This is a genomic window from Nostoc sp., from assembly GCF_036917315.1.
Lineage (GTDB): Bacteria > Cyanobacteriota > Cyanobacteriia > Cyanobacteriales > Nostocaceae > Nostoc.
This window is the reverse complement of record NZ_JBALDR010000013.1, coordinates 248,952-270,519: the sequence shown is the minus strand read 5'-3', so window position 1 is coordinate 270,519 and position 21,568 is coordinate 248,952. Positions and strand designations below refer to the sequence as shown.

At 42.2% G+C, this 21,568-nt stretch carries 19 protein-coding genes; 7 read left to right on the top strand and 12 right to left on the bottom strand.

The features are described from left to right. Positions 1 to 316 precede the first annotated feature (316 nt). The 11 genes from V7K84_RS07500 to V7K84_RS07450 form a co-directional block, all read right to left on the bottom strand. The gene (locus V7K84_RS07500; protein WP_334837174.1) at positions 317 to 910 is read right to left on the bottom strand and encodes an EF-hand domain-containing protein; all 594 of its coding nucleotides are present in this window, start codon (positions 908 to 910) and stop codon (positions 317 to 319) included. Positions 911 to 1,306: 396 nt separating this feature from the next. Further along, positions 1,307 to 2,920 carry an iron uptake porin gene (locus V7K84_RS07495; RefSeq protein WP_334837173.1) on the bottom strand — a complete coding sequence of 538 codons (1,614 nt, stop codon included), beginning with the start codon at positions 2,918 to 2,920 and terminating at the stop codon, positions 1,307 to 1,309. Between the two features lie 111 nt (positions 2,921 to 3,031). Continuing rightward, positions 3,032 to 4,087, bottom strand: coding sequence for a Gfo/Idh/MocA family oxidoreductase (locus tag V7K84_RS07490; protein WP_334837172.1), 1,056 nt, complete (start codon positions 4,085 to 4,087; stop codon positions 3,032 to 3,034). Positions 4,088 to 4,407: 320 nt separating this feature from the next. After that, a complete protein-coding gene (locus tag V7K84_RS07485) occupies positions 4,408 to 5,808 on the bottom strand; it encodes a sugar porter family MFS transporter (protein ID WP_334837171.1) in 1,401 nt (466 codons plus the stop codon). Positions 5,809 to 5,997: 189 nt separating this feature from the next. Further along, positions 5,998 to 6,996: an ABC transporter permease subunit gene (locus V7K84_RS07480; RefSeq protein WP_334837170.1), complete on the bottom strand. Its 999-nt coding sequence runs from the start codon at positions 6,994 to 6,996 to the stop codon at positions 5,998 to 6,000. Then, on the bottom strand, positions 6,993 to 8,549 hold the full coding sequence (locus V7K84_RS07475; RefSeq protein WP_334837169.1) for a sugar ABC transporter ATP-binding protein: 1,557 nt from the start codon (positions 8,547 to 8,549) through the stop codon (positions 6,993 to 6,995). The genes V7K84_RS07480 and V7K84_RS07475 overlap by 4 nt, the downstream gene beginning before the upstream one ends. A 434-nt stretch (positions 8,550 to 8,983) precedes the next feature. Beyond that, positions 8,984 to 10,012, bottom strand: a complete 1,029-nt coding sequence (locus tag V7K84_RS07470) for an ABC transporter substrate-binding protein (protein WP_334837168.1) — start codon at positions 10,010 to 10,012, stop codon at positions 8,984 to 8,986. Between the two features lie 266 nt (positions 10,013 to 10,278). Continuing rightward, the gene (locus V7K84_RS07465) at positions 10,279 to 11,280 is read right to left on the bottom strand and encodes a substrate-binding domain-containing protein (RefSeq protein WP_334837167.1); all 1,002 of its coding nucleotides are present in this window, start codon (positions 11,278 to 11,280) and stop codon (positions 10,279 to 10,281) included. Between the two features lie 811 nt (positions 11,281 to 12,091). Further along, complete coding sequence (locus V7K84_RS07460) at positions 12,092 to 12,988, bottom strand: inositol oxygenase family protein (RefSeq protein ID WP_334837166.1); 897 nt, start codon at positions 12,986 to 12,988, stop codon at positions 12,092 to 12,094. 326 nt (positions 12,989 to 13,314) lie between these two features. Beyond that, positions 13,315 to 13,638, bottom strand: a complete 324-nt coding sequence (locus tag V7K84_RS07455; RefSeq protein ID WP_334837165.1) for a DUF1815 family protein — start codon at positions 13,636 to 13,638, stop codon at positions 13,315 to 13,317. Positions 13,639 to 13,775: 137 nt separating this feature from the next. Beyond that, positions 13,776 to 14,261, bottom strand: a complete 486-nt coding sequence (locus V7K84_RS07450) for a gluconokinase (protein ID WP_334837164.1) — start codon at positions 14,259 to 14,261, stop codon at positions 13,776 to 13,778. 212 nt (positions 14,262 to 14,473) lie between these two features. Between V7K84_RS07450 and V7K84_RS07445 the strand changes: the two genes are divergently transcribed. The 6 genes from V7K84_RS07445 to V7K84_RS07420 all read left to right on the top strand — a co-directional run bounded on the left by V7K84_RS07445 (position 14,474) and on the right by V7K84_RS07420 (position 20,877). Then, positions 14,474 to 15,505, top strand: a complete 1,032-nt coding sequence (locus V7K84_RS07445) for a LacI family DNA-binding transcriptional regulator (RefSeq protein WP_334837163.1) — start codon at positions 14,474 to 14,476, stop codon at positions 15,503 to 15,505. Between the two features lie 26 nt (positions 15,506 to 15,531). Further along, positions 15,532 to 16,953 (top strand): glucuronate isomerase, encoded by a 1,422-nt coding sequence (uxaC, locus tag V7K84_RS07440; RefSeq protein ID WP_334837162.1) that lies wholly within the window; start codon positions 15,532 to 15,534, stop codon positions 16,951 to 16,953. A 296-nt stretch (positions 16,954 to 17,249) separates the two neighbouring features. Beyond that, the gene (locus V7K84_RS07435) at positions 17,250 to 18,086 is read left to right on the top strand and encodes an SDR family oxidoreductase (RefSeq protein WP_334837161.1); all 837 of its coding nucleotides are present in this window, start codon (positions 17,250 to 17,252) and stop codon (positions 18,084 to 18,086) included. After that, positions 18,055 to 19,377, top strand: a complete 1,323-nt coding sequence (locus tag V7K84_RS07430) for a lactate racemase domain-containing protein (protein ID WP_334837160.1) — start codon at positions 18,055 to 18,057, stop codon at positions 19,375 to 19,377. Before V7K84_RS07435 ends, V7K84_RS07430 begins: the two co-directional genes overlap by 32 nt. Positions 19,378 to 19,562: 185 nt before the next feature. Beyond that, positions 19,563 to 20,198, top strand: coding sequence for a dTMP kinase (gene tmk / locus V7K84_RS07425; RefSeq protein WP_334837159.1), 636 nt, complete (start codon positions 19,563 to 19,565; stop codon positions 20,196 to 20,198). 91 nt (positions 20,199 to 20,289) lie between these two features. After that, a complete protein-coding gene (locus V7K84_RS07420) occupies positions 20,290 to 20,877 on the top strand; it encodes a hypothetical protein (RefSeq protein ID WP_334837158.1) in 588 nt (195 codons plus the stop codon). Here V7K84_RS07420 and V7K84_RS07415 read toward each other — a convergent pair. Beyond that, complete coding sequence (locus V7K84_RS07415; RefSeq protein WP_094353117.1) at positions 20,840 to 21,028, bottom strand: hypothetical protein; 189 nt, start codon at positions 21,026 to 21,028, stop codon at positions 20,840 to 20,842. The genes V7K84_RS07420 and V7K84_RS07415 overlap by 38 nt on opposite strands. A 127-nt stretch (positions 21,029 to 21,155) precedes the next feature. Here V7K84_RS07415 and V7K84_RS07410 point away from each other — a divergent pair, with 127 nt between their 5' ends. Then, the gene (locus V7K84_RS07410) at positions 21,156 to 21,533 is read left to right on the top strand and encodes a hypothetical protein (RefSeq protein WP_334837157.1); all 378 of its coding nucleotides are present in this window, start codon (positions 21,156 to 21,158) and stop codon (positions 21,531 to 21,533) included. Positions 21,534 to 21,568: the final 35 nt, after the last annotated feature.

Below are 21,568 nucleotides of genomic sequence, written 5' to 3'. Positions count from 1 at the left end.
AGAATACAAGGACAGTTAAGACAGTTAAAAAAATATTTATTTAGGAGCGATATTCTAGTTATTCATTGCCTAAAAGGGAAGCTGATACCTCATCAGAGAAATGCCCAAAACCCTGATGATTGCAAAGAATAGTTATTAAAAATTGTCTAAATTGGCTCAAACTAGGCAATGTTGATTCATAACTAATAAGTACCATATAGCTAAAAGCTGAAAACCTTTTCAGATAAGGATTTTTAACTATATGGCATAATTTTTTGTGAATCGTTGCACTACCTAAGCTTGGGTCGCATCAGTCTGGCAACGACGCTTGAGTAGGTCATCTTGTCTTGCTGCCGACAACCACCGTATTGTCCCAAACGTCGCCGTACAGCCAGTTGCCTCCCGCATTTTGGTCGCTACTGGTGTAGTATTCCTGCCACGCGATCAGGAGTTCATCGACCGTAAGCTGTCCGTTGCCGTTGCTGTCGAGCTTCTGGAAAGCTAGCTGGCTGTTCGCCGCCTTACAGCCAAAAGCTTGGTGGAATTTGGCGAACTCACTTTGTTCGAGGAAACCGTTGTCGTCTCGATCGCAGATTGTGAAAATCGCTTTTGCAAGGGGATGGAAGGCTGATTTATAGGCTTCTGAATCTTCGGCGAAGGACTTTAAGCCATTGCGCCATTCCTCTGGAGTCACTTGGCCATCGTTATCAACATCCATCTTGGCTTGTACATGAGTCCAAAAGTGTTCAAACGTTTGGAACAGTTTCTGTGTTTTGGGACTGCCCATAGGCTCGCCGAGATAAGTAGCAACGCGAGCGGCGAGAGCGAGTACATCGGCTTGTTCTAGAATGCCGTTACCGTTCACATCAGCATGAGTAAAACAAACATCGAATTTTCGATCCAACAAATCTTGAGTTTCAACAAGAGGCATATTTAATCTCCGTTATATGAAATGTTATATCAACTTTGCTGTTAAACTATCCCGCACAGATGAATTTAGTTGACAGTATTTCACAATATTTTATTTAAAACAAGGACAGTTAAGACAGTTAAGACAGTTAAGAAAAAATATAAAATAAATCGTAACCGCTCAGGCAGGGCTAATTCATTCCCCAAAGAGCTTTAAAAATCAAAAACTCCAGCAATGTTACTGCTACTGTCGCCGAATGGATTTCACAAAACCACGATTCAAAATATGTAGGAAATGGGATTGATGTGCTGTGGAATTTGGTAGTAACAGAAGAATAGTTTTTGTTTTTTCACTGGAAGTTCTTAAAGAGTGCTGAGTATTCAGCACTCTGTTGACAAGCAAACCATTGACATTCAGTTAAAAATCGAAGGTTGTGCGAAGCACACCCACATACTGCGTATCATTCCTGCTGTCGTTTTCCGGGTTGAGAATCACCCAAAAACCAGGAGTAACTGAGATGTTGTCATTTAGCCGATAACGATAAAATGCTTCGATATGGTAAGCGTTGTCTCGGTCTTGACGGACATCACTGTTAGAGACATGGGGTGGTATACCAAAGAGAATTCCTGGGAGATTGCCTCTACCACCCACATCGGGAAACGACACACCAACAGCCCCAAACCAGACATTGGCATTGGCACCATTGTTCACAAATAGAGAATCCGTTCCACCCCTACCATTGGAAATATCACTCAAACCAGAACTCTTGGCATTTGCCCAAATATATCCACCCCAAGCGTGGACTTGGAAATTCGGGGAGAAGCGATAGTATCCCTGTGTGCCGACAATATCGTTGGAAGTAGCAATGTTGTTGCCAAAGGGAGCGTTTGACAAGACGCTACCCGTTCCAGCGGAGATATCAGGTATTCCACCAGGGCTATAGCCATGAGAGTAGGCAACACCAATTGCTCCTTCCTTACCGTAATAGGCTAAGTGCGCCAGGGCATTGTAGCCGCCATCAAACAAGCCGTTGCTCCCCGATGGCACATTGGGAGTGTTTGCTAAATAGCCCAAGGTAAGAACCAAGTCTTTAGTAATGTTCCAGTTAGCGGCTGCACCACCGCCACCTCGCCGGAATAAGGGACTGTACGATCCAAAAAGTGAGGGAACCCCATTGCCGTCATCAGCGATTGTGGGGGGAGTGACGGTGGTGGAAATGTCGGTGTAACCAATGCCTGTAGGCCCAACAACGAAGTTAAGGGATTCACTGACTGGGAAGTAATAACGGATGTGGGGGACAAAAAGTGTCTCGTTGCTGTCATAATCGAAGTTCAGGCGTGTCATCCCTGTGCCTGTGGCTGCGGCAATTTGGCTTGCACCATTGGAATTCGCAAAGTTACCAAATTCTAACCGGACTCGCAATAAATCTTTGCCAGTGAAACTGCTCTCAAAGTTGAGACGACCCCGATTTGAAAAGTAGAGATTGGATTCATCGCGATCGCCACCTACCCGATCGCCAAAGGTATCACTAATAGCGGTAATAATTTGAGCATTCAACCTAGTAGTAGTAGAAAACTGCTGCGCCTCCAATGTTGCTGTATGTGCTTCTAAGGTATCTACTCGTCCGCGCAGAGTTGTCAGTTCTGCGGCAAAGTCTTGCTGCAACTTTTGCATCACTGCCAAATCTTGCTTATTAACTAAATCGCTAGTAGCTGTAGAAATTAACTCATTAATCCGATCCAAACAAGCATTTAAACCTGCGGCAAACTCATAACGGGTTAAGGCACGGTTGCCGCGATAGGTAGAATTGGGATAACCTGCAATACAACCGTAGCGTTCTACCAGCGATTGCAATGCACCAAATGCCCAATCGGTTGGTTGTACATCAGAAAACTGGGAAACAGAAGTGACTTGTCCCTGCAAACTCCGATTAGCATCTGCTGTATTCGGATCGTCTTCTGGAGGTGCTGCCCAAACTGCTGGAATTGCCAAAAATAAAATAAAAAAGCTAGGAAAAATAGTTTTTAGCATTGATTTATTAATTGAAAATGGTTGAATTATGAGCTTGTAATCGAAATAAATTATCCTCGAACCAAAGTATGAGCTAATCAACATTAAAATTACATATTTTAAGTTGGAGTTTTAGCTCACTTCAAGCAACGTTATGACTTTTTGCTCGTTGCTGCTTTTAATAGCTGCTTCTATAATTTTCATTACATTAATTCCGTCTTCGGCGGTAACAGCAATTGGCTGATTACTAACAATAGATTTATAGACTGCATCGTAATAACCTAAATAGCTTCCCTGTGAGCTTTTGACTTTTTCTCGAATGACTTTTGTGTCTTTTTCTGTATGCAGCAAGCCATATTCACTTTCCGGCTCTGTATACCAATCAAGTGTGTTAGGCTTCATACCCGCCACTAAATACTCTTCTTGCTTATCGGCTCTACTTTTGAGAAAAGAACCCTTAGTGCCATGTATGATATAGGCAGGTGCAGGCTCACGCACAAGAAAACTTGCTTTTAATTTGACGCGCAGTTTGTCGTAGTATAGTATCAACTCAAAACAATCATCTACCTGCGATCGCAGCCTAGTGATACGGATGTCTGCAAAAATAGCATCAGGCATCCCAAATAGATGCAAAGCTTGGTCTATTAAGTGCGGCCCTAAATTGTTTAATGTTCCTGCCCCCGGACTGGGAACTTCAACATGTTGTTTATGACTGAGGGTTGGCTTATATTTTTGAAATTGAAATTCTGCTTCAACAATATCACCTAATAAGCCTGCTTGAACAATTTTTTTGACTGTTTGAAAATCACTATCCCACCTCCGATTTTGATATACAGATAATTTTTTCCCCTGTTTTTGTGCCAATTCTTTGAGATGTTTTGCTTCTGCTACCGTTGTGGTGAATGCTTTTTCTACCACTACATGTTTATCTGCCAGCAATGCTTGTTTAGCATAATCGTAATGGGTATAAGTGGGTGTATTTACTACCACTAAGATTACTCGCTCGTCTGCTAGCAATGCTTCCAAAGAAGGATAGCTTTTGACATCAGGATATTGTTGTTGTATCAGCTTTTTGCTTCTTTCCCAAGAACCTGCTAATTTAAATCCGGGATGTAAATCAATAAACGGCGCATGAAATACCATGCCGGATAAACCAGAAGAACAAAGAGCCGTATTGATAGTTTCCATCTTTTTACTGATTGACTGAAGCGAGAGTTTGTATCTATTTCACCAAATTAACTTTGATAAGTTCGTAGTGGGTGGCTCTAACTCTCATCTCAGCACTAAAGTGCTTACTACAAACTTTCTTAACCTGTCATAATACTTGTGGCAAAATCAGACTTGATGGGGAGCATCCCAAATGTGCAAGTTTATCTTTATAGGGTATTTGGACTTAGGTGGAGAATGAAATAACGAACCGCAAAGGAAAGAGGTTTCTAGAGAGATTCTGTACCAGCCCTGTGTTTTTTGGCAAAATTGGGATGCTCCCGACTTGATGAGACTACGAATTACATATCCTCTAACTCAATCCCTTTGGTTTCCTTAATAAAAAAGAGAATGAAAAAGAATGAGGTAGCTGCTGCAACTGTATAGAGTCCATAGGCAGAACCTAGACCGAAATATTGCAGTATAGGAGGAAATGTTGTGGAAATGATGAAATTCGCAACCCATTGCATAGCAGCAGCAATTGAAAGTGCAGCGGCTCGAATTTTGTTATTAAACATTTCTCCCAACAGTACCCAAACCACTGGCCCCCAGGAGAAACCGAAGCAAAATACATAGAGGTTGGCTGCGATGAGAGCCATAGTCCCGGCACTTCCGGTAAGATTGGGGTTCCCAGCAGCATCGAGGGGAGCATGGCCAAAAAGATAAGCCATCGTCCCCAAGGTCAAGGTCATGCCAACCGACCCTATTATCAGTAAGGGCTTGCGACCAAATTTATCTACAAAGGCGATCGCAATCAGTGTTGTAATAATGTTGACGGCTCCTGTAATCACGGTGATTGATAGGGAATCTTTTTCGGAAAACCCGACTGCCCGCCACAAAACGCTGCTGTAGTAAAAGATTACATTAATCCCAACAAATTGCTGTAATACAGATAAGCCTATTCCTATCCAAACAATGGGGAGGAGTCCGCCACTTCTGCTTAAGAGGTCAGAAAACCTGGGTTGGCGTTCGCGAAGCACTGTCTGCCGAATTTCTTCGATTTTTGGCAGTACGTCACCCCCTAAAATCTTGGTCAGAACGTTAGCAGCTTCTGATTCTCGTCCTTTAGCAACCAAGTAACGGGGAGATTCAGGAATTGTTAAAGCTACCATCCCGTAGAATACTGCTGGTGGGACTGCTGTCCAAAACATCCAGCGCCAAGCTGCAACCCCAAACAAAAACGGCGAGTCTGCTGAACCTGCTGACGTAGCGATAAAGTAGTCGCTCAATAAGGCAACGAAAATTCCGACTACGATCGCTAATTGTTGCAGAGATCCTAACCTTCCCCGCAAATGGGTGGGAGAACATTCGGCAATGTAAGCTGGTGCGATGACGCTAGCAACGCCGATGCCAATCCCACCTAATACTCGCCAAAAGATAAAATCCCAGATAGTGAAGGCAAACCCAGAGCCAATGGCACTGATAGTAAACAACGCCGAAGCGACCACCATTGCATTGACTCGACCATAACGGTCTGCAATCTGTCCAGCAAAGAAGGCTCCTACGGCAGAACCCAGTAATGCTAGGGACACTGCTAGCCCTGTTATCCAACTACTGGTGTTAAAAGCTTTTGCTAGAGATAAAACCGCACCGTTGATTACAGCAGTGTCAAAACCGAATAAAAACCCGCCGAGTGCCGCAGCACCAGCAATCAAAATTACATAAAACGTGTTGGCTTTACGACGAACAGTAGTGGTAGACATAAGTTTATATATTATTGGGAATTGGGTATAGGAGGCAGAGGGGCGGAGGGGCGGAGGAGCAGAGGGGCGGAGGGGCAGAGGAGCAGAGGGGCAGAGGGGCGGAGGGGCAGAGGGGCAGAGGGGCGGAGGGGCAGAGGGGAAAGACTTACTGCAACTTCTCCTCTGCTCCCCAGCTCCCCTGCCTTTTGTTCAACGTCTAGAACGTCTGCGTAACCGATCGATCATTACTGCCAAAATAATTACTAGTCCTTTGACGACTAGTTGCCAGAAGTAAGAGAGGTTCAACAAGGTTAAACCGTTGTTGAGAATAGCAATGATTAATGCACCTAAAAGTGTGCCGCCAATAGTACCAATACCACCTGTAAAGCTGGTTCCACCTAGAATAACAGCTGCGATCGCATCTAATTCATAACCCTGACCTAATACGCCACTGGCACTATAAAGACGGCTGGCGCTCATGATTCCTCCTAAGCCTGCCAATAATCCGCTAATACCATAGACAAATAACAACACCCGATTAACTTTAATCCCTGTTAATCTGGCTGCCCGTTCGTTACCACCAACGGCATATATCTGCACTCCTAAAACAGTTTGCCGCAACACAAACCAGCTAGCTATTACAGTCAGTAGCGCAATTATCACTAGCCAAGGAAAGGGACCGACGTATGTATTACCCACCCAAGCAAAATTTATGTCCCGATTAATCAAGGTTGTACCTTTGGCAATCAAGAAGCCCACACCCCGCAAGGCGGTAAGTGAACCCAAGGTGACAATAAAAGGTGGCACATCCAAAAAGGTGATCAGAGCGCCGTTGAGTAAGCCTAAAAGCAATCCTGCTAGCAATGCAGCAGGTACAGCCGCCCAACTTAAAGCCGGTAGTAGCGATACCAGCAATGCAACTACCGCAGAAACAGCTAAGATTGACCCAACCGAAAGGTCAATACCTCCGGTGAGAATTACAAAGGTCATTCCTGTCGCTAGCACAATATTGATTGATGCCTGACGCAAGATATTGACGATGTTACCGCCGGTGAGGAAGTTGGGAGAAAGGAATGCAAATAAGATGCAGATAATTACTAAGATTGGCAAAATACCCGCAACTTCCAACAGGGTGCTGATTGATTTCCGGTTGCGAGCTGCGGGATTGTTGGCTGATTTATTGATAGGCGGTCTGACTGTCTGACTCATAATGCTGATACCTCCGATGCTCCAGTTGCGTAGTGCATAATCTTTTCTTGGGTGATTTCTTTGCCAAGACTGCCATCCAGTTCGCCTACCAGTTGTCCTTCTCGCATCACTAAGACGCGATCGCTCATGCCGACAATCTCTGATAGTTCGCTGGAAACCATTAAAATAGCAACACCTTGTGCTGCTAATTCGCTCATAATTCGGTAAATTTCACTTTTAGCACCGATATCTACGCCGCGTGTCGGTTCATCTAACATCAACACTCTCGGTTTAATGGCTAACCAACGCGCTAGCAGTAGCTTCTGTTGATTACCACCAGAAAGATCGAGCGCTCTAATTTCCAAATTGGCTAGGCGGATATTAAAGTTTTCCACCGCGTCTGTTGACAGGCGATTCACTGAAGGCCAGTTAACAATTCCACCTTTGGCATCTTGCTTGAGTGTGTTGATGGCAATATTCTTGCGGGCGCTCATCTCCAGAAATAAACCTTGGTCTTTGCGGTCTTCTGGAACGTAGCCAATTCCCGCTTCAATGGCATCACTGGGGGTATTAATTTCCAGTTTTTTGCCATTCAAGAATACTTCACCACTAGCTTTACGGTCTGCACCAAAAATCAGCCGGGATAGTTCTGTGCGTCCGGCACCAACCAACCCAGCTAAACCGAGAATTTCTCCAGCATGAAGTTCAAAACTAGCCGGCTCAATCTTCTTGCGGGCGTCGCTCATATTTCTGACTGACAGTACCACTGGGCCAGGATTCATTTGCCGTTGATGTTCGTAAAAGTCTTGCATGGAGCGACCAACCATCATCTGCACCAATCGCTGCGGAGAAATTTCGCTGCGTGTGAGACTGCCAATATATTGACCATCACGCAACACGCTAATCCGGTCAGCTAGGGCATAGATTTCTTCCATGCGATGGCTGATGTAAATAATCGCAATACCATCACGCCGCAGTTTGCGAATGACCTCAAATAAATGGTCGCTCTCGCGGTCAGACAATGCTGCTGTTGGTTCATCCATCACCAAAACGCGGCTTTTATCCTTCAGCGCCCTGGCAATTTCCACTTGCTGCTGTTCGGCAATGGACAAAGTACCAACTATAGTTTGGGCGGTAAAATTAGCTCCCAGGCTTTCCAGCACTTCTTCTGCTTCCAGTTGCATCGCTTTGCGGTCTAAAAGCTGACCTCGCCGCAACTCGCTACCCATAAACATATTTTCGGTAACGGTTAAATTCGGTGCAACATTCAGTTCTTGATAAATGAGATTAATACCCGCCTTCCGTGCTGTCGCTGGGTCGGTAATTTTTAGGGGTTGACCATTGATCCGAATTTCTCCTTCATCGGCAATGTAAGCCCCAGCCAGGATTTTCATCAATGTGCTTTTGCCTGCGCCGTTTTCACCCATCAGGGCGTGAACTTCTCCCGGATAAATCGTGAGATTAACATTTTGGAGCGCAGAGACACCATGAAATCGTTTTGTAATTCCTTGCATTTCTAACACTGGAGTGCTAGTTGGTGTATCAGAACGTGAGGTTTCAATATTGGTTGTCATGAGCAAAACCTGTAAAAACTATTTAAAATTTGCGAACCTGAATTAGAAATTAATAAATTCATATTTGATCGATCGCAAAATCATGTTTTAAAAGCTGACTACTAGTTTGAAAATAGGAAATGGGGAAGAGATATTTTCATACTTGCTTGTTAACGTTACTTAAAGAAGTTGTTGGGAAAGTCTGAGTGCTATAAAAAGACACGCAAACTTTCCCCTGATGCACATACATAGCGGTTCTCAATTAGGTGCAGCAGAGTTTTAACCTCTTGATAAACCCATCTTTCTATTAAAGAAAAGACAGGAACAAAGATGAGGTTTGGTATTAATTTAAGTGAAAACCGCCAGACATTCTAGGTATGTGCAAAAACTTTACAAATGCACCAAAAGATTGATATCAAAAGACATATTTTTCAATTGCAAATTCACAATTTCTATTACTTCCAGCCTTTTTCTGTGCTGACGTTATCTTTTGTAATCAACTTAACTGGAATCAAAATGGTAGAACTGCTAGGTTTTTTCCCATTTAAAATGTCGTTGCCAACTTGAACTGCTTTTTCGGCCATTCCTCGCGGATTTTGAGTAGCAGTTGCTGCATATATACCATCTTTCGCTGCGATCGCAGTTATTGCTTCTGGCGCACCATCAACCCCGACAATAAAGAAATCTTTACGTTGTGCTTGGTTCGCCGCTAGTTCTGCACCGACTCCACTGGGATCGTTGATGGCAAAAACCGCATCAATCTTTGGAAAGGTTGTCAGCAAATCAGTCATCACTCTGAGTCCTCCATCCCGACTACCCTCGGCATTTTGGTTTTTGGAGAGTATTTTGATGTCGGGATATTTAGACAATACGTTCTCGCAGCCAGTAACTCGCTGAATCACCGAATCCACTGGCGGCCCGTTAACTATGACAACATTGCCTTTACCCTTGAGGCGGTCAGCAATATACTTGCAACTAACTTCTCCAGCTTGGACATTATTAGTTGTAATAGTGGCATCTACACCTCCTTCCGCACCTGTATCTACCGCAATGACAATTCTACCTGCTTGCTTCGCTTTTTCAATTGCTGGCTTAATACCACTTTTATCAGCAGCATTGACAATAATGATGTCAGTATTGGAAGCTGTGAAATTTTCAATTTGATTGGCTTGTTGGTTGAGATCATAGGCACTGGAAACTACGGTAACATTGACATCCTTACCGCCGATTTTCTTCGCTTCTGCCTCAGTTGCTTGTCCCATGAGAACGAAGAAAGGATTACTTAAATCACCAACCGTAAAGGCAACTGATTTTAATTTTCCATTGCTAGTAGCAGTTTGAGTCTCTGCACTGGTATTGGTAGCAGGTTTAGTATCAGTGTTAGTAGCTGTGTTGCCATCGGGAGAACCATTTGTACAGCCGACAAGACTGCCACTGATGATACCAAGTAAGCTAGCTGCGATCGCAATCTTTTTCACATTCATATATTTCCTACAAGTGATTCTTAGTTACACAAAATTTGGAACCGATGTATTTAAAAACCGGGTCAAATATACTAACCTTACGCCGTGTGCAACTTTCTCTCAGACCTAACCCCCAACCCCTTCCCTACAGGGGAAGGGGAGCAAGAATCAAAGCCTCTCTCCCTGTGGGGGAGAGGTTTGGAGAGGGGTTCTAAGGATAAGTTGTACATCGCGTAACCTTCCTTTACCAAGCCTTTTTCTGTCTGTTGTAATTTACGAATTACAAATTACCAGCCTTGATAGTTGCTGAGGTTCTCTCTAGTAACCAACTTGACTGGAATCAGAATATTTGGTGACTCAGGTTTTTTACCCTGGATGATATCGTTGCCAATCTGAACCGCTTTTTCAGCCATCCCTGCGGGATTTTGAGCAGCAGTTGCAGCAAATACACCATCCTTATCTTCCATTGCTTTGGTTGCATCTGGCGATCCATCAACCCCAACAATAAAAAATTCTTTACGTCTTGCTTGTTTAGCTGCTAAATCTGCGCCGACACCGCTTTGGTCGTTAGTGGCAAAAACAGCATCAATTTTCGGAAAGGTTGTCAGCAAATCGCTCATGACTCTTAGTCCTCCATCCCTTGTCCCTTCAGCATTTTGCTCTTTAGAGATGAGTTTAATATTCGGATATTTAGACAATGATTTCTCACAGCCACTGACTCGCTGATTGATTGAGTCCATCGGAGTACCGTTGAGAATGACTACACTACCTTGACCTTTGAGGCGATCGGCAATATATTGACAAGCAACCTCACCAGCTTGGGTATTGTTGGAACTAATCATTGCATCCACATCGGCATCAACGGCTGAATCTAATGCAATCACAACCCTACCTGCAAGCCTTGCTTGGTCAATAACTGGCTTAACTCCTTTTTTATCAACAGCGCTGAGGATAATTAGGTCAGTATTTGCAGCCGTAAAGTTTTCGATTTGGTTGGTTTGTTGGTTTAGGTCAAAGGCACTGGAAACTGCATTAACTCTGATATTACCGCCGATTTTCTGGGCTTCTGTCTCAGCCCCCTTCTGGACTGCATTATAGAAAGGATTGCCTAAGTCACCCAAGGCGACGCCGATTGTTTGCAATTTTTTATCTGGAGTACTAAGATTTTCTGCACTTATATTAGTAGCCTTGTTAGTAGTATTAGTAGCAGCGTTGTTATTTTGAGCGCCATTTGTACAACCAACAACCGCGAAACCTAATATGCCAACTATGAGCGAAATTCTCTTCATATTCATCTATTTCTAACAATGGATTTAAATTTGAGAAAGGTCAACAGAATATAAATCTGCACAGTCATCACAATCTGAACTAGGTCTGAAACCTTTAGACCTAACCTAGTGATACTAGTAGCTTTTGTAATTCTGACTCCAAAGGTCTTATGAATTGACGGAATTGGAGTTACTGCTATTAGTTCCACAAAACTAGATGTTTTATTATTTAAAGCAAAACTATGAACACCACACTAATTAAAATTAATTAGATTATTTATTAGTGAATTACTTTGGTAGTACATAGTTTGAAAAGAGCTTTTGAGTGAAACTTCCAGAAATTAGTTTTCTTAAAATTGTAAAAATTTATTTTGTTTTTACTTTTTTAATTTTATCTTACTCCCTAGTAAAAATTATTTTTCTTTATCGAACTTTACAAACAAAAAAGCGTTTATATTTCCTTGCACATCATCTAAAGTCTTCATAGTAAAGCATTTGCAGTAATCAGGAAATTTCAGATTTATAGAAGATTTAAAATCGGTAACATTTCGCAATCAATCTACTTCAGAAAAGAGCGAATTATGAGAAGAGCTTTTTATTTAGAATGCTAGATTTTGAAAAGTGTAAACATCCTTTGGTTAGATTTTAGAAATTAACTCAAATCTGCTTGTCAAGCGAACTTATTTGTTATTACTCCTCTATTACTTGAAAACAATAGAGGAGTAAACAAGATAATATTTCTATGCTTGATTGGGAATAAAAAACACTTGTTACCTGTTTTATGCTTTCACATCTGAATTTTGACTCCTCAATTGATATATTTTTATGCAGTTTAAAACTTTAATGTTGCGGGTAAATATTTAGCCACCAAATCTTCATAGTATGATTTTAATTTCTGCCACTCAGGAGGAATAGGGTTTTTTGAATACAAATCGTAGGGATTGAACAAACGTACCCATTTAAACATTTCTCGATCGTGTTTATCCATCAAATGTTCATAGGCATTGTCACGATGTTGAGGATAAAATGAGTGATAGCGAAGCATATATAATGCAGGTTCGGGCAAATAGTTTTTCATCATCTGATAAAAATACTCATCATGCCCCCATGACATATGTACATTACTCAATCCACAGTTAGGCTCATAAATGCCATATTTAGTGTTGTAATCGGGGTTATGATAATCGGGATTTTCTTTAAAGAATTCTGAGAAAACAATCTTATCAGAAAATGCACAACCGACAGGATAAGTATCGCCTACGGTAGCCCATTGCGGTTCACCAAACAGACAAAGCACTTTCCCCATATCGTGAAAGAAGCCAGTAAGTACCATCCAGTCAGGATGACCATCGGCGCGAATGGCTTCTGATGTTTGCAATAGATGCTGTAACTGATCCATGTCTGTATCAGGATCGGAATCATCAACTAATTGATTCAAAAATTCGACCGCATCCCAAACAGACATTTCTTTTTTATCAAACTTCAAAAATTCTTTTTCTTTTTGAAGTACAAAATTATATGTTTGATTAATATGATTTAACCGATAAAACTCTTTCACCGTATCTCTAATAGTCGTTTCGTAATTCCTATACTCTTCGGTGGTTTTACCTTCTTTAACTATGCTGTCTGGATCGGGATAACGATTAAGTAAGTCTTCTTCCCATTCTTCTAGCGAACGTAAGGGATTGTTTTGAACTTGAAGAGTGGCATTATTTAGAGTTTGAGACATATCTTCCTACTTGTCGATATTGTATTTGTTAAATGGTACTTTCGCACTCTATTATGCACAGGTGTGCAAAACCTGTATTCGACTTATTATTTATTTTTGCACACGTGTGCAAAAATGCGTGTTAAGTTTCATTTCGCCCTTGCATATTTATACACGCTTTACTTCGCCAAGTGTTTTATCCAAATCTGTTTGGTTCAGAATAAAAAAGGTGCTTTTGTTTTTTGCATATCTGTGCATGAATTTAGTAAATATAAGCTAATCTTTTATTTTGCACACGTGTGCAAAATATGTTATTAATTTTTATGTCTGACTCAACCAGCCTAGTATCAATTTGTCAATTGTACAGTAGTGCAATACTTAACAAGATTAGCCAACTCTTGTAGCTGGTTGATCGCTTCTGCACCCTCCAACTTCATTAATTCGCGATCGTCCCACAATTCCATCCAAGTAATTCCGTAATCAGATACTAAAAACCGAATCAGGTGCTTTTCTCTTAGGCTAACCATAAATGAAGCACTGTTCATTTGGTCGCCGCATGTATAACATGAGGCAGTATAGCCACGCCGCTCAAGTATAATTGTCAAGGCTTGTAGGTTCATTACCAAGTCTTGGACGAATTGCTGATGCTGTTGCGCTAATCTTATAAACATTAGTTTTCTCCTACCATTACAGTTATCTGCTTGCTTTAATATTTCTTTAGACTTACATGTGATGTGATTTAGTTGCCAAAAGTTCGTGTTTTCCTAGATACGTGATTAATCTTAATATTACGGTTGCCATCACTCAGCTAAATTTCCAGAGCAGTTCTAATGTTTTGGACAATTATCTGGGGTGGCTGTGCAACATCCATGCATAGAGTATCTACTGGTTCTTCAAGGGTATAAAACTGGCTGTCGAGTAGTTTATCGCTCATGTAATGATTGCTACGCTCTTGTAACCGCATTTGAATCAACTCGTAAGACCCTTTGAGGTAAACTAGCTTGATGCGTTCGCTATCCAATACCAAAAATTTCCGATAGCTATCTTTTAAAGCCGAACACGCCAGCACCACATTTTTATTTTCTTGCAGCCAATGTTTTATAGCTGTTTGCAAATCTTGTAACCAAGGCATCCTGTCATCTTCACTCAGAGGGATACCGCGCCGCATTTTCTCAACATTCTCTGGCGAGTGGAAAGTATCAGCGTCGCTAAATTCCCATTCTAAGGAGTCTGCTAGTAGTTTTCCGATGGTGGTTTTTCCAGAACCAGATACACCCATGACGATAATAATCATTTTTTTCTTAATAAAAGTTCAACTAATTCGGAATTCGGAATTTGTAACTTGTAACTTGTAGTTGTAATCATTGACGGAGGTGAAAGTAAGGACTTTTAACTCCTTGCCATGCAAAATGTGAGTTGTACTAAATTCTCTTGACAAATCACGATTATTTTCTATAATACATACAAATGCACACGTGTGCAATATTTAAAAGCTAAGATAAAATAATGAATAAACGAAGAATTTCAATTGAAGATATTGCCCGCAGAGCAGGCGTTTCTCATTCTACAGTTTCACGCGCTTTGCGAGATAACGCTCTCATTAGCCCGAAAGTGCGAGAAGAAATTAAGCGACTAGCAGAGGAGATGAGCTATGTGCCAAATGCTATTGCTCAAAGCTTGCAAAATAAACGTACTAATACTATTGGTGTAGTAGTAACTTCAATTTCAGATCCCTTTTACGCTGAGGTGGTAGAAGGAATCGAGAAGATAGCCAAACCAGCGGGTTTGAGTGTTTTATTGAGTGCTTCACACCGAGATTTTGAGCAGGAAATGGCAGCTATTGATACTTTTCATCGCCGTAGGGTGGATGGAATTTTAATAGCTGACTCGCGAATTAGTAAACAGCATACTAAACAACTCACACAAATTGCTGTGCCAACAGTTCTAATTAATAGTCAGACTGAAGACCAATCAGAAATATTTCATTCAGTTGCAATAGACGATCGCTTAGGTGCTAAATTAGCCACAGAGCATCTAATTAGTCTGGGACACACTGCCATTGGTTATCTCGGTGTAGGCGATCGCAGTAGGTCGAACCAGCAGCGCCTAGAAGGATATCAAATGGCCCTTGCGGAAGCTGGTATTCCACAAAATACTGATTGGGTTTCAATTAGTGACGAATATGATACCAGAACCAGCGATGTGAACACCGGACAAAATATGCTGTCTAAACTATTGACTGCGGAAGTAACAGGCATATTTTGTTACAACGATATGGTGGCAATTGGCGCTCTGTTAGCTTGCCAAGAATTAGGTATTTTAGTACCGCGAAATTTAAGTATCGTCGGATTTGATGGTATTGCTTTGGGCGGTTACGTTACGCCTGCACTGACCACAATCAGCCAGCCAATGTTGGAAATTGGTGGCTATGCCATGCAAATGTTACTCGATTTAATAGAGGAAAAAACTGTGGAAAACCGTGTTTTATCTCCTTTTCTATTAAAGCGTGGTAGCAGTGCAGCATTATTAACAATTTAAAATTCAAAACAATTTATACAAAAATTATGTTAACTAAAAAACCGAGTTTATCTCCCGATCGCTGCTTCTCTCCAGAACCAGTTCAAAGACGATTAGCTCATCAATTTTTTGATAGCATATCTGCGTTACCTCTAGTTTGCCCACACGGACACGTAGATCCAGCTTTGTTAGCTAATCCCGCAGCCCGTTTTGGTTCACCGACGGAATTACTGATTATCCCTGACCACTACCTGCTAAGGATGCTCTATAGTCGGAGCGTATCTCTGCAAGCTTTGGGCATACCAAGCAATGATGGTTCGCCAGGAGAAACCGACCACCGTAAAATCTGGCAATTGTTCGCCGACCATTTTTATCTATTCCAGGGTACTCCGTCTGGATTGTGGCTGAAAGAGGAACTAACTAACGTTTTTGGGATGGATGAACCTTTAAACTCTCGCAACGCCGGATATATCTATGATTGTCTAGAAGGTTTGTTAGCTTTACCGGAGTTTTCCCCTCGCGCTTTATTCAAACGCTTTAATATCGAAGTGCTTTGTACTACCGATGCCGCCAGTGATAACCTGGAGAATCAGCGATCGCTCCACGAAGAAGGTTTTACTCAAATTAGACCGACTTTTCGTCCTGATGCAGTAGTTAACCTGGATGCTCCTGGTTGGCGCGAAAATCTTAGCAAGTTGGAAAGCACTATCGGTAGAGAAATTAGCACTTACGCCAATTTTGTGCAAGCTCTCGAAGAACGTCGAGCTTTCTTTAAAAAAATGGGCGCGACGGCTACCGACCAAGGTGCAGCTACACCTTATACCACACGCCTTTCTGACCAAGAAGCTGAAGCTATCTTTGCGAGAGCATTAGTCGGCAAGTTGAATCCAGGTGATGTAGAACATTTTACCGGTCATATCTTCATGGAAATGGCGCGGATGAGTGTGGAAGATGGGTTGGTAATGCAAATGCATTGTGGTGTGATGCGTAACCATAACCCTGGATTATTTGAGAGATTTGGAGCTGATAAAGGTGCTGATATTCCCGTAAAAATAGAGTGGACTCACAATCTGCACCCGTTGTTGTCAGCTTACGGTAGCGATCTGCGCTTCCGCTTAATCATTTTTGGCATGGATGAAAGCGCTTATAGCCGCGAAATGGCTCCGTTAGCTGGTCATTATCCCAGTGTATTGCTTGGGCCGCCTTGGTGGTTTCACGACAGCGTAAATGGTATGGAGCGTTATTTCAATCAGGTAATGGAAACTGCGGGAATTTATAATACTGCTGGATTTAATGATGATACGCGGGCTTTTGTTTCGATTCCGGCTCGTCATAATGTGTGGCGGCGGGTAGCTTGTAATTGGTTGGCTGGATTGGTTGCACGGGGATTGGTGGAGGAGGAGGAAGGGTATGAGATGGCTCGTGCTTTGGCTTATGACCTCGCTAAGGTTGCTTATAAGTTGGACTAATACTAATTTTCCGAAATCAAGCTATTAGAACTAAAGCGTGTTTTCAAAGTTTTAGATCCCCCCAACCCCCCTTAAAAGGGGGACTTTAAGAAACTCTTAGTCCCCCTTTTTAAGGGGGATTTAGGGGGATCTAAAAACTTATAGGCTAAACGAGTAGTTTGAAAACAAGCCCTATTCCTAGCTACAGAGGAAATCTGCAAACCCAGATAAAATATTGACTTTTTTAATTACGAATTACGAACTTGTACTGAGCGTAGTCAAAGTATTACGAATTTAAATCAGCGGGGGAATGGTTGATGCCAGATTTGATTTTAAGTAAACTTTTTAGCTTGAAGGAGCGGGTTGCGGTAGTTACTGGTGGTTCTGGTGTGCTTGGTGGGGCTATGGCAAGGGGTTTGGCTCTAGCTGGAGCGCGAGTAGTGGTTCTGGGTCGCAATGAAGTCAGGGCGGGGGCGGTGGTTGCTGAGATTACTGCTAATGGTGGAGAAAGTATGGCTGTGGTTGCAGATGTTAGCGATCGCTCTCAATTAGAAATCGCTAGGGATGTTATTATACAGCGTTGGGGTGAGATAGATATCTTGGTAAATATGGCTGGCGGTAATATTCCGGCTGCCACGATTAATGCTGATGCGACTATTTTTGATATGCCACATACAGCCTTTGAGGAAGTAGTTAGCCTCAACTTAGTTGGCACTTTACTACCTTGTCAGGTTTTTGGTCAAGCAATGGTGGAAAGAAATCAACCCCACGGTTGCATTGTCAATATTTCTTCTATGTCTGCCATTCGAGCGATTAGCCGCGTGGTTGGCTACTCAGCTGCGAAAGCGGGGATAGATAACTTTACTCGCTGGCTAGCTGTAGAACTCGCCCAAAAGTATGGTGATGGAATGCGAGTAAATGCGATCGCACCAGGTTTTTTTATTGGCGAACAAAATCGAGATTTACTCTTAAATGCAGATGGTAGTTTGACCGTTCGCGGGCAAAAAATCATTGACCATACTCCCGCCGGACGTTTCGGAAAACCAGATGAATTACTCAGCACCTTGATTTGGTTATGTAGTGCTGGTTCTAGTTTTGTTAACGGGGTAGTTGTGCCGGTAGATGGTGGATTTAGTATCTACAGTGGAGTTTAATAATGTCATGTATTCACTGGCTGTAAATAACGGGACACTTTCAGATGAGCAAGTTTCCGAGTTAGTTCATCAAGCTTTCGCAGACCCTAAGTTGGATGGACAGCGCATCTTGGTGTTAATTCCAGATAGCACCCGCACTGCTCCCATCCCGCAAATGTTTCGATTGCTTCATCAGGAGTTGGGTCAAAGAGTAGCGGCTCTGGATTTTTTAATTGCTCTGGGTACACACAATCCCATGAGTGAAGAACAAATCAATCACTTAGTAGGAGTGACATCAGAGGAGCGAGAGACAACTTTTAAAAAAATTCGCATATTTAACCATCTTTGGAATGAGCCAGATACCTTTATTTCTTGTGGAGTAATTTCGGCAGACGAAATAGCAGAAATTAGCAGTGGTATGCTGCATCAGTCAGTTGATGTGCGTATTAATAAGCTTGTAACAGAATACGATTTAATCGCGATCTGCGGCCCAGTTTTTCCTCACGAAGTTGTCGGTTTTTCTGGTGGCAATAAATATTTTTTCCCTGGTATTGGTGGTCAAGAAGTAATTAATCTCTCCCACTGGTTAGGTGCTTTAATTACTTGTTACGAAATTATTGGTACGCTGGGAATCACACCAGTCCGGCGTTTGATTAACCGAGCCGCTAACCTGATTTCTACCCCAAAGCTCTGTTTGGCGATGGTGGTCGCACCGAAAACAAATCAGCTAGCTGGACTTTATATAGATCGACCAGAGTCAGCTTGGGAAGCTGCTGCAAAACTATCAGCTAAACTGCATATTAAATATGTAGATCGACCTTTTAAACAAGTGCTTTCAGTGATGCCCCAAATGTATGATGACATTTGGACAGCAGCAAAAGGAATGTACAAGCTAGAGCCAGTAGTGGCCGATGGAGGCGAGGTAATTATATATGCGCCTCACATTACCGAGTTTAGCTATACACACGGCGAAATTTTATCCGAAGTTGGCTATCATGTCCGGGATTACTTTCTCAAACAGTGGGATAAATTCCAAGAGTATCCTGCTGGAGTGCTAGCTCATAGTACTCACTTAAAAGGGATGGGTACTTTCGATCCGATAAAAGGAGAACAAGCACGAATTCGCGTGACTTTAGCGACTGGCATTTCTGCTGAACGCTGTGCTGCTCATAATTTAAACTATCGCGATCCGGCGACCATTCAACCCACTGAATGGGCGAATCGACAGGATGAAGGTATATTGCTTGTGCCAAAGGCTGGCGAAATACTGTACCGTCTAAGTGATGGTAATTTTCAGGTAACTAAATCGTAGTTTTCGAGACGCGATAAATCGCCGTCTCTACAAGTGTTTTGGTCTTATCTGAACTGTATTGAATCATAAACTGCGATATCTACGATGGGCTACGCCTACGCAATTGCAGGTTAATTTTCCACTTCGCGCTATTCTTGATCTGATAAAACGTCAGCGAATCAGTTTATAGCAGCGAACAAAAAAGCATGGGTGGGAAATTAATTGTATTTGAAGGGGTGGAAGGCTGTGGCAAAACCAGCCAAATGCAGCTTTGTTCTGAGTGGTTGGAAAGTCTCGGTGTTTCTGTGGTGGTAACTCGCGAACCTGGGGGAACAGAGTTAGGTTTACATCTTCGGCGCTTGCTACTAGAAAAGTCAGAAGATAAACCAGTTGCAGAAGTGACAGAACTCTTATTGTATGCTGCTGACCGATCGCAACACGTTGAACAAGAACTTAAACCAAATCTCGCAGCTGGGAAATATATTTTATGCGATCGCTACACTGACTCTACCATTGCCTACCAAGGATATGGTCGCGGTCTGAACATCAGTTTAATCAATCAGCTTAATAATATTGCCACTGGTGGTTTAGAAAGCGATCTAACTATTTGGCTAGATGTCGATGTTGAAGTGGGACTGTCCCGCAAACGGGGAGATGGAGTAGGATTAGACCGCATTGAACAAGAAGCGATCGCTTTTCATCGCCGCGTTCAGCAAGGATACGCAGAGTTAGCAGCATCCTATCCCTCAAGAATTGTGCGGGTAGATGGCAGCTTAAGTAAGGAAGCTGTACAAGAGGTAATTCAAGGAATTTTGCGCGTACATCTGCACTTGGCGAGGTAAGGCAAAAATAAACCTCAAAGTTTTTTATGAGAGTTTGGGCAAACTAGATATGGAAAAAGGTCTAGTTACTACAAAGCAGTAGTAAGAAATAATGGATTGTAATCGTTTGGATTATATCAAAAGTGTCACTGATAAAGGTAATGAGAGAGAGTGGGCGTATTCTGATGAATCTATCGGATCTGAATTTAAGTTGAACTTTAAAAGAGGTAAAGGAGTAGAATCTCACGCCCGTAAATTACCAAAAGGATCTCTTATCATCCTTTCTCAAATACCGCATGAGTGCAAAGACAATCTCACAGGAGAGAAAAAGAAAATACCAGATGAGTGCAAAAAGAGATACCTGACACACGTAGTTGAACTGGTGAATGATGGAAATTACGATGAACAGCAGCTTAAATGGGGAGAAGATCCGTGGGGGATTTTTCGATTAGTTAAGGTTCATTGGATTACTGATTTCAGTAACTGCCGCAAAATTCCTGTTGAGTTAGATGTAATTAAAGTCAAGTGGAGTCGTCGTAACACTTACGCTATATCGTTGGAAAGTAAAACACTGAAAGCTCATTGGAATGATGTCCATGATTTAAGAGAACACTTAAAAAAAGAATTGAATTTGTGTTGCACTAAAGTCCAAGAATGCGACACTACTTCCCTTTTTTCTCATCCAGTGCTTTCTGAATAGCTTCTCTACAAAACTCAGGAGGGTCGTCTTGTGCCTTTACCTCTTCCTTCATTTTTTCGGTGACACGAAAATTAAGATTTTGTGTTAGCGGTTCTTCTCTATCAGACTTAAGTGGTTTTAAATTTTCTGGATTACCTTTAGGGTTAGGCATTGTTGAGAGATGTAAATATAGCTTGAACGATACGTGAACATATAGATAGAGTTTTAATCGGTGGTGTTCGCGTCTGTCAAAACAGTTCACCACCGATACCACTTTTACAAATGGGTAATTCTATTTTATGTTCACAAGGTCAGAACTCGAAATCAAAACCACTGCTGAGTTGAGAGACTTATGTAGGCGTTACGGATTAAAGCCTACTGGGAATGGAGGTTACAAGACTAGTTGGATTGTCACCTTGATGGCATTCCCACAGATAGCACTCTCTCAATTAAGGCAAGGAAAAGGTTTAAAATCACCAGGCTTTAGTGTTATTCAATTCCTCGAAGGGGTCGTAGATGAGATTAACTCCCCCACTGATGAACAAGCGGCACTAATTCGGATAACTTTAGAGCGCAAGGCTATGAGCTATCCTGACCGATACGACCAAGAGAGTTTACTAAACTTGCACAAAGCTAAGATGCACCTTGAGATGGCTATCGGACTGCTAAATCAGTAAATCAGTTTACAAGCCGAAAGTAGTTAGTCCCTAGC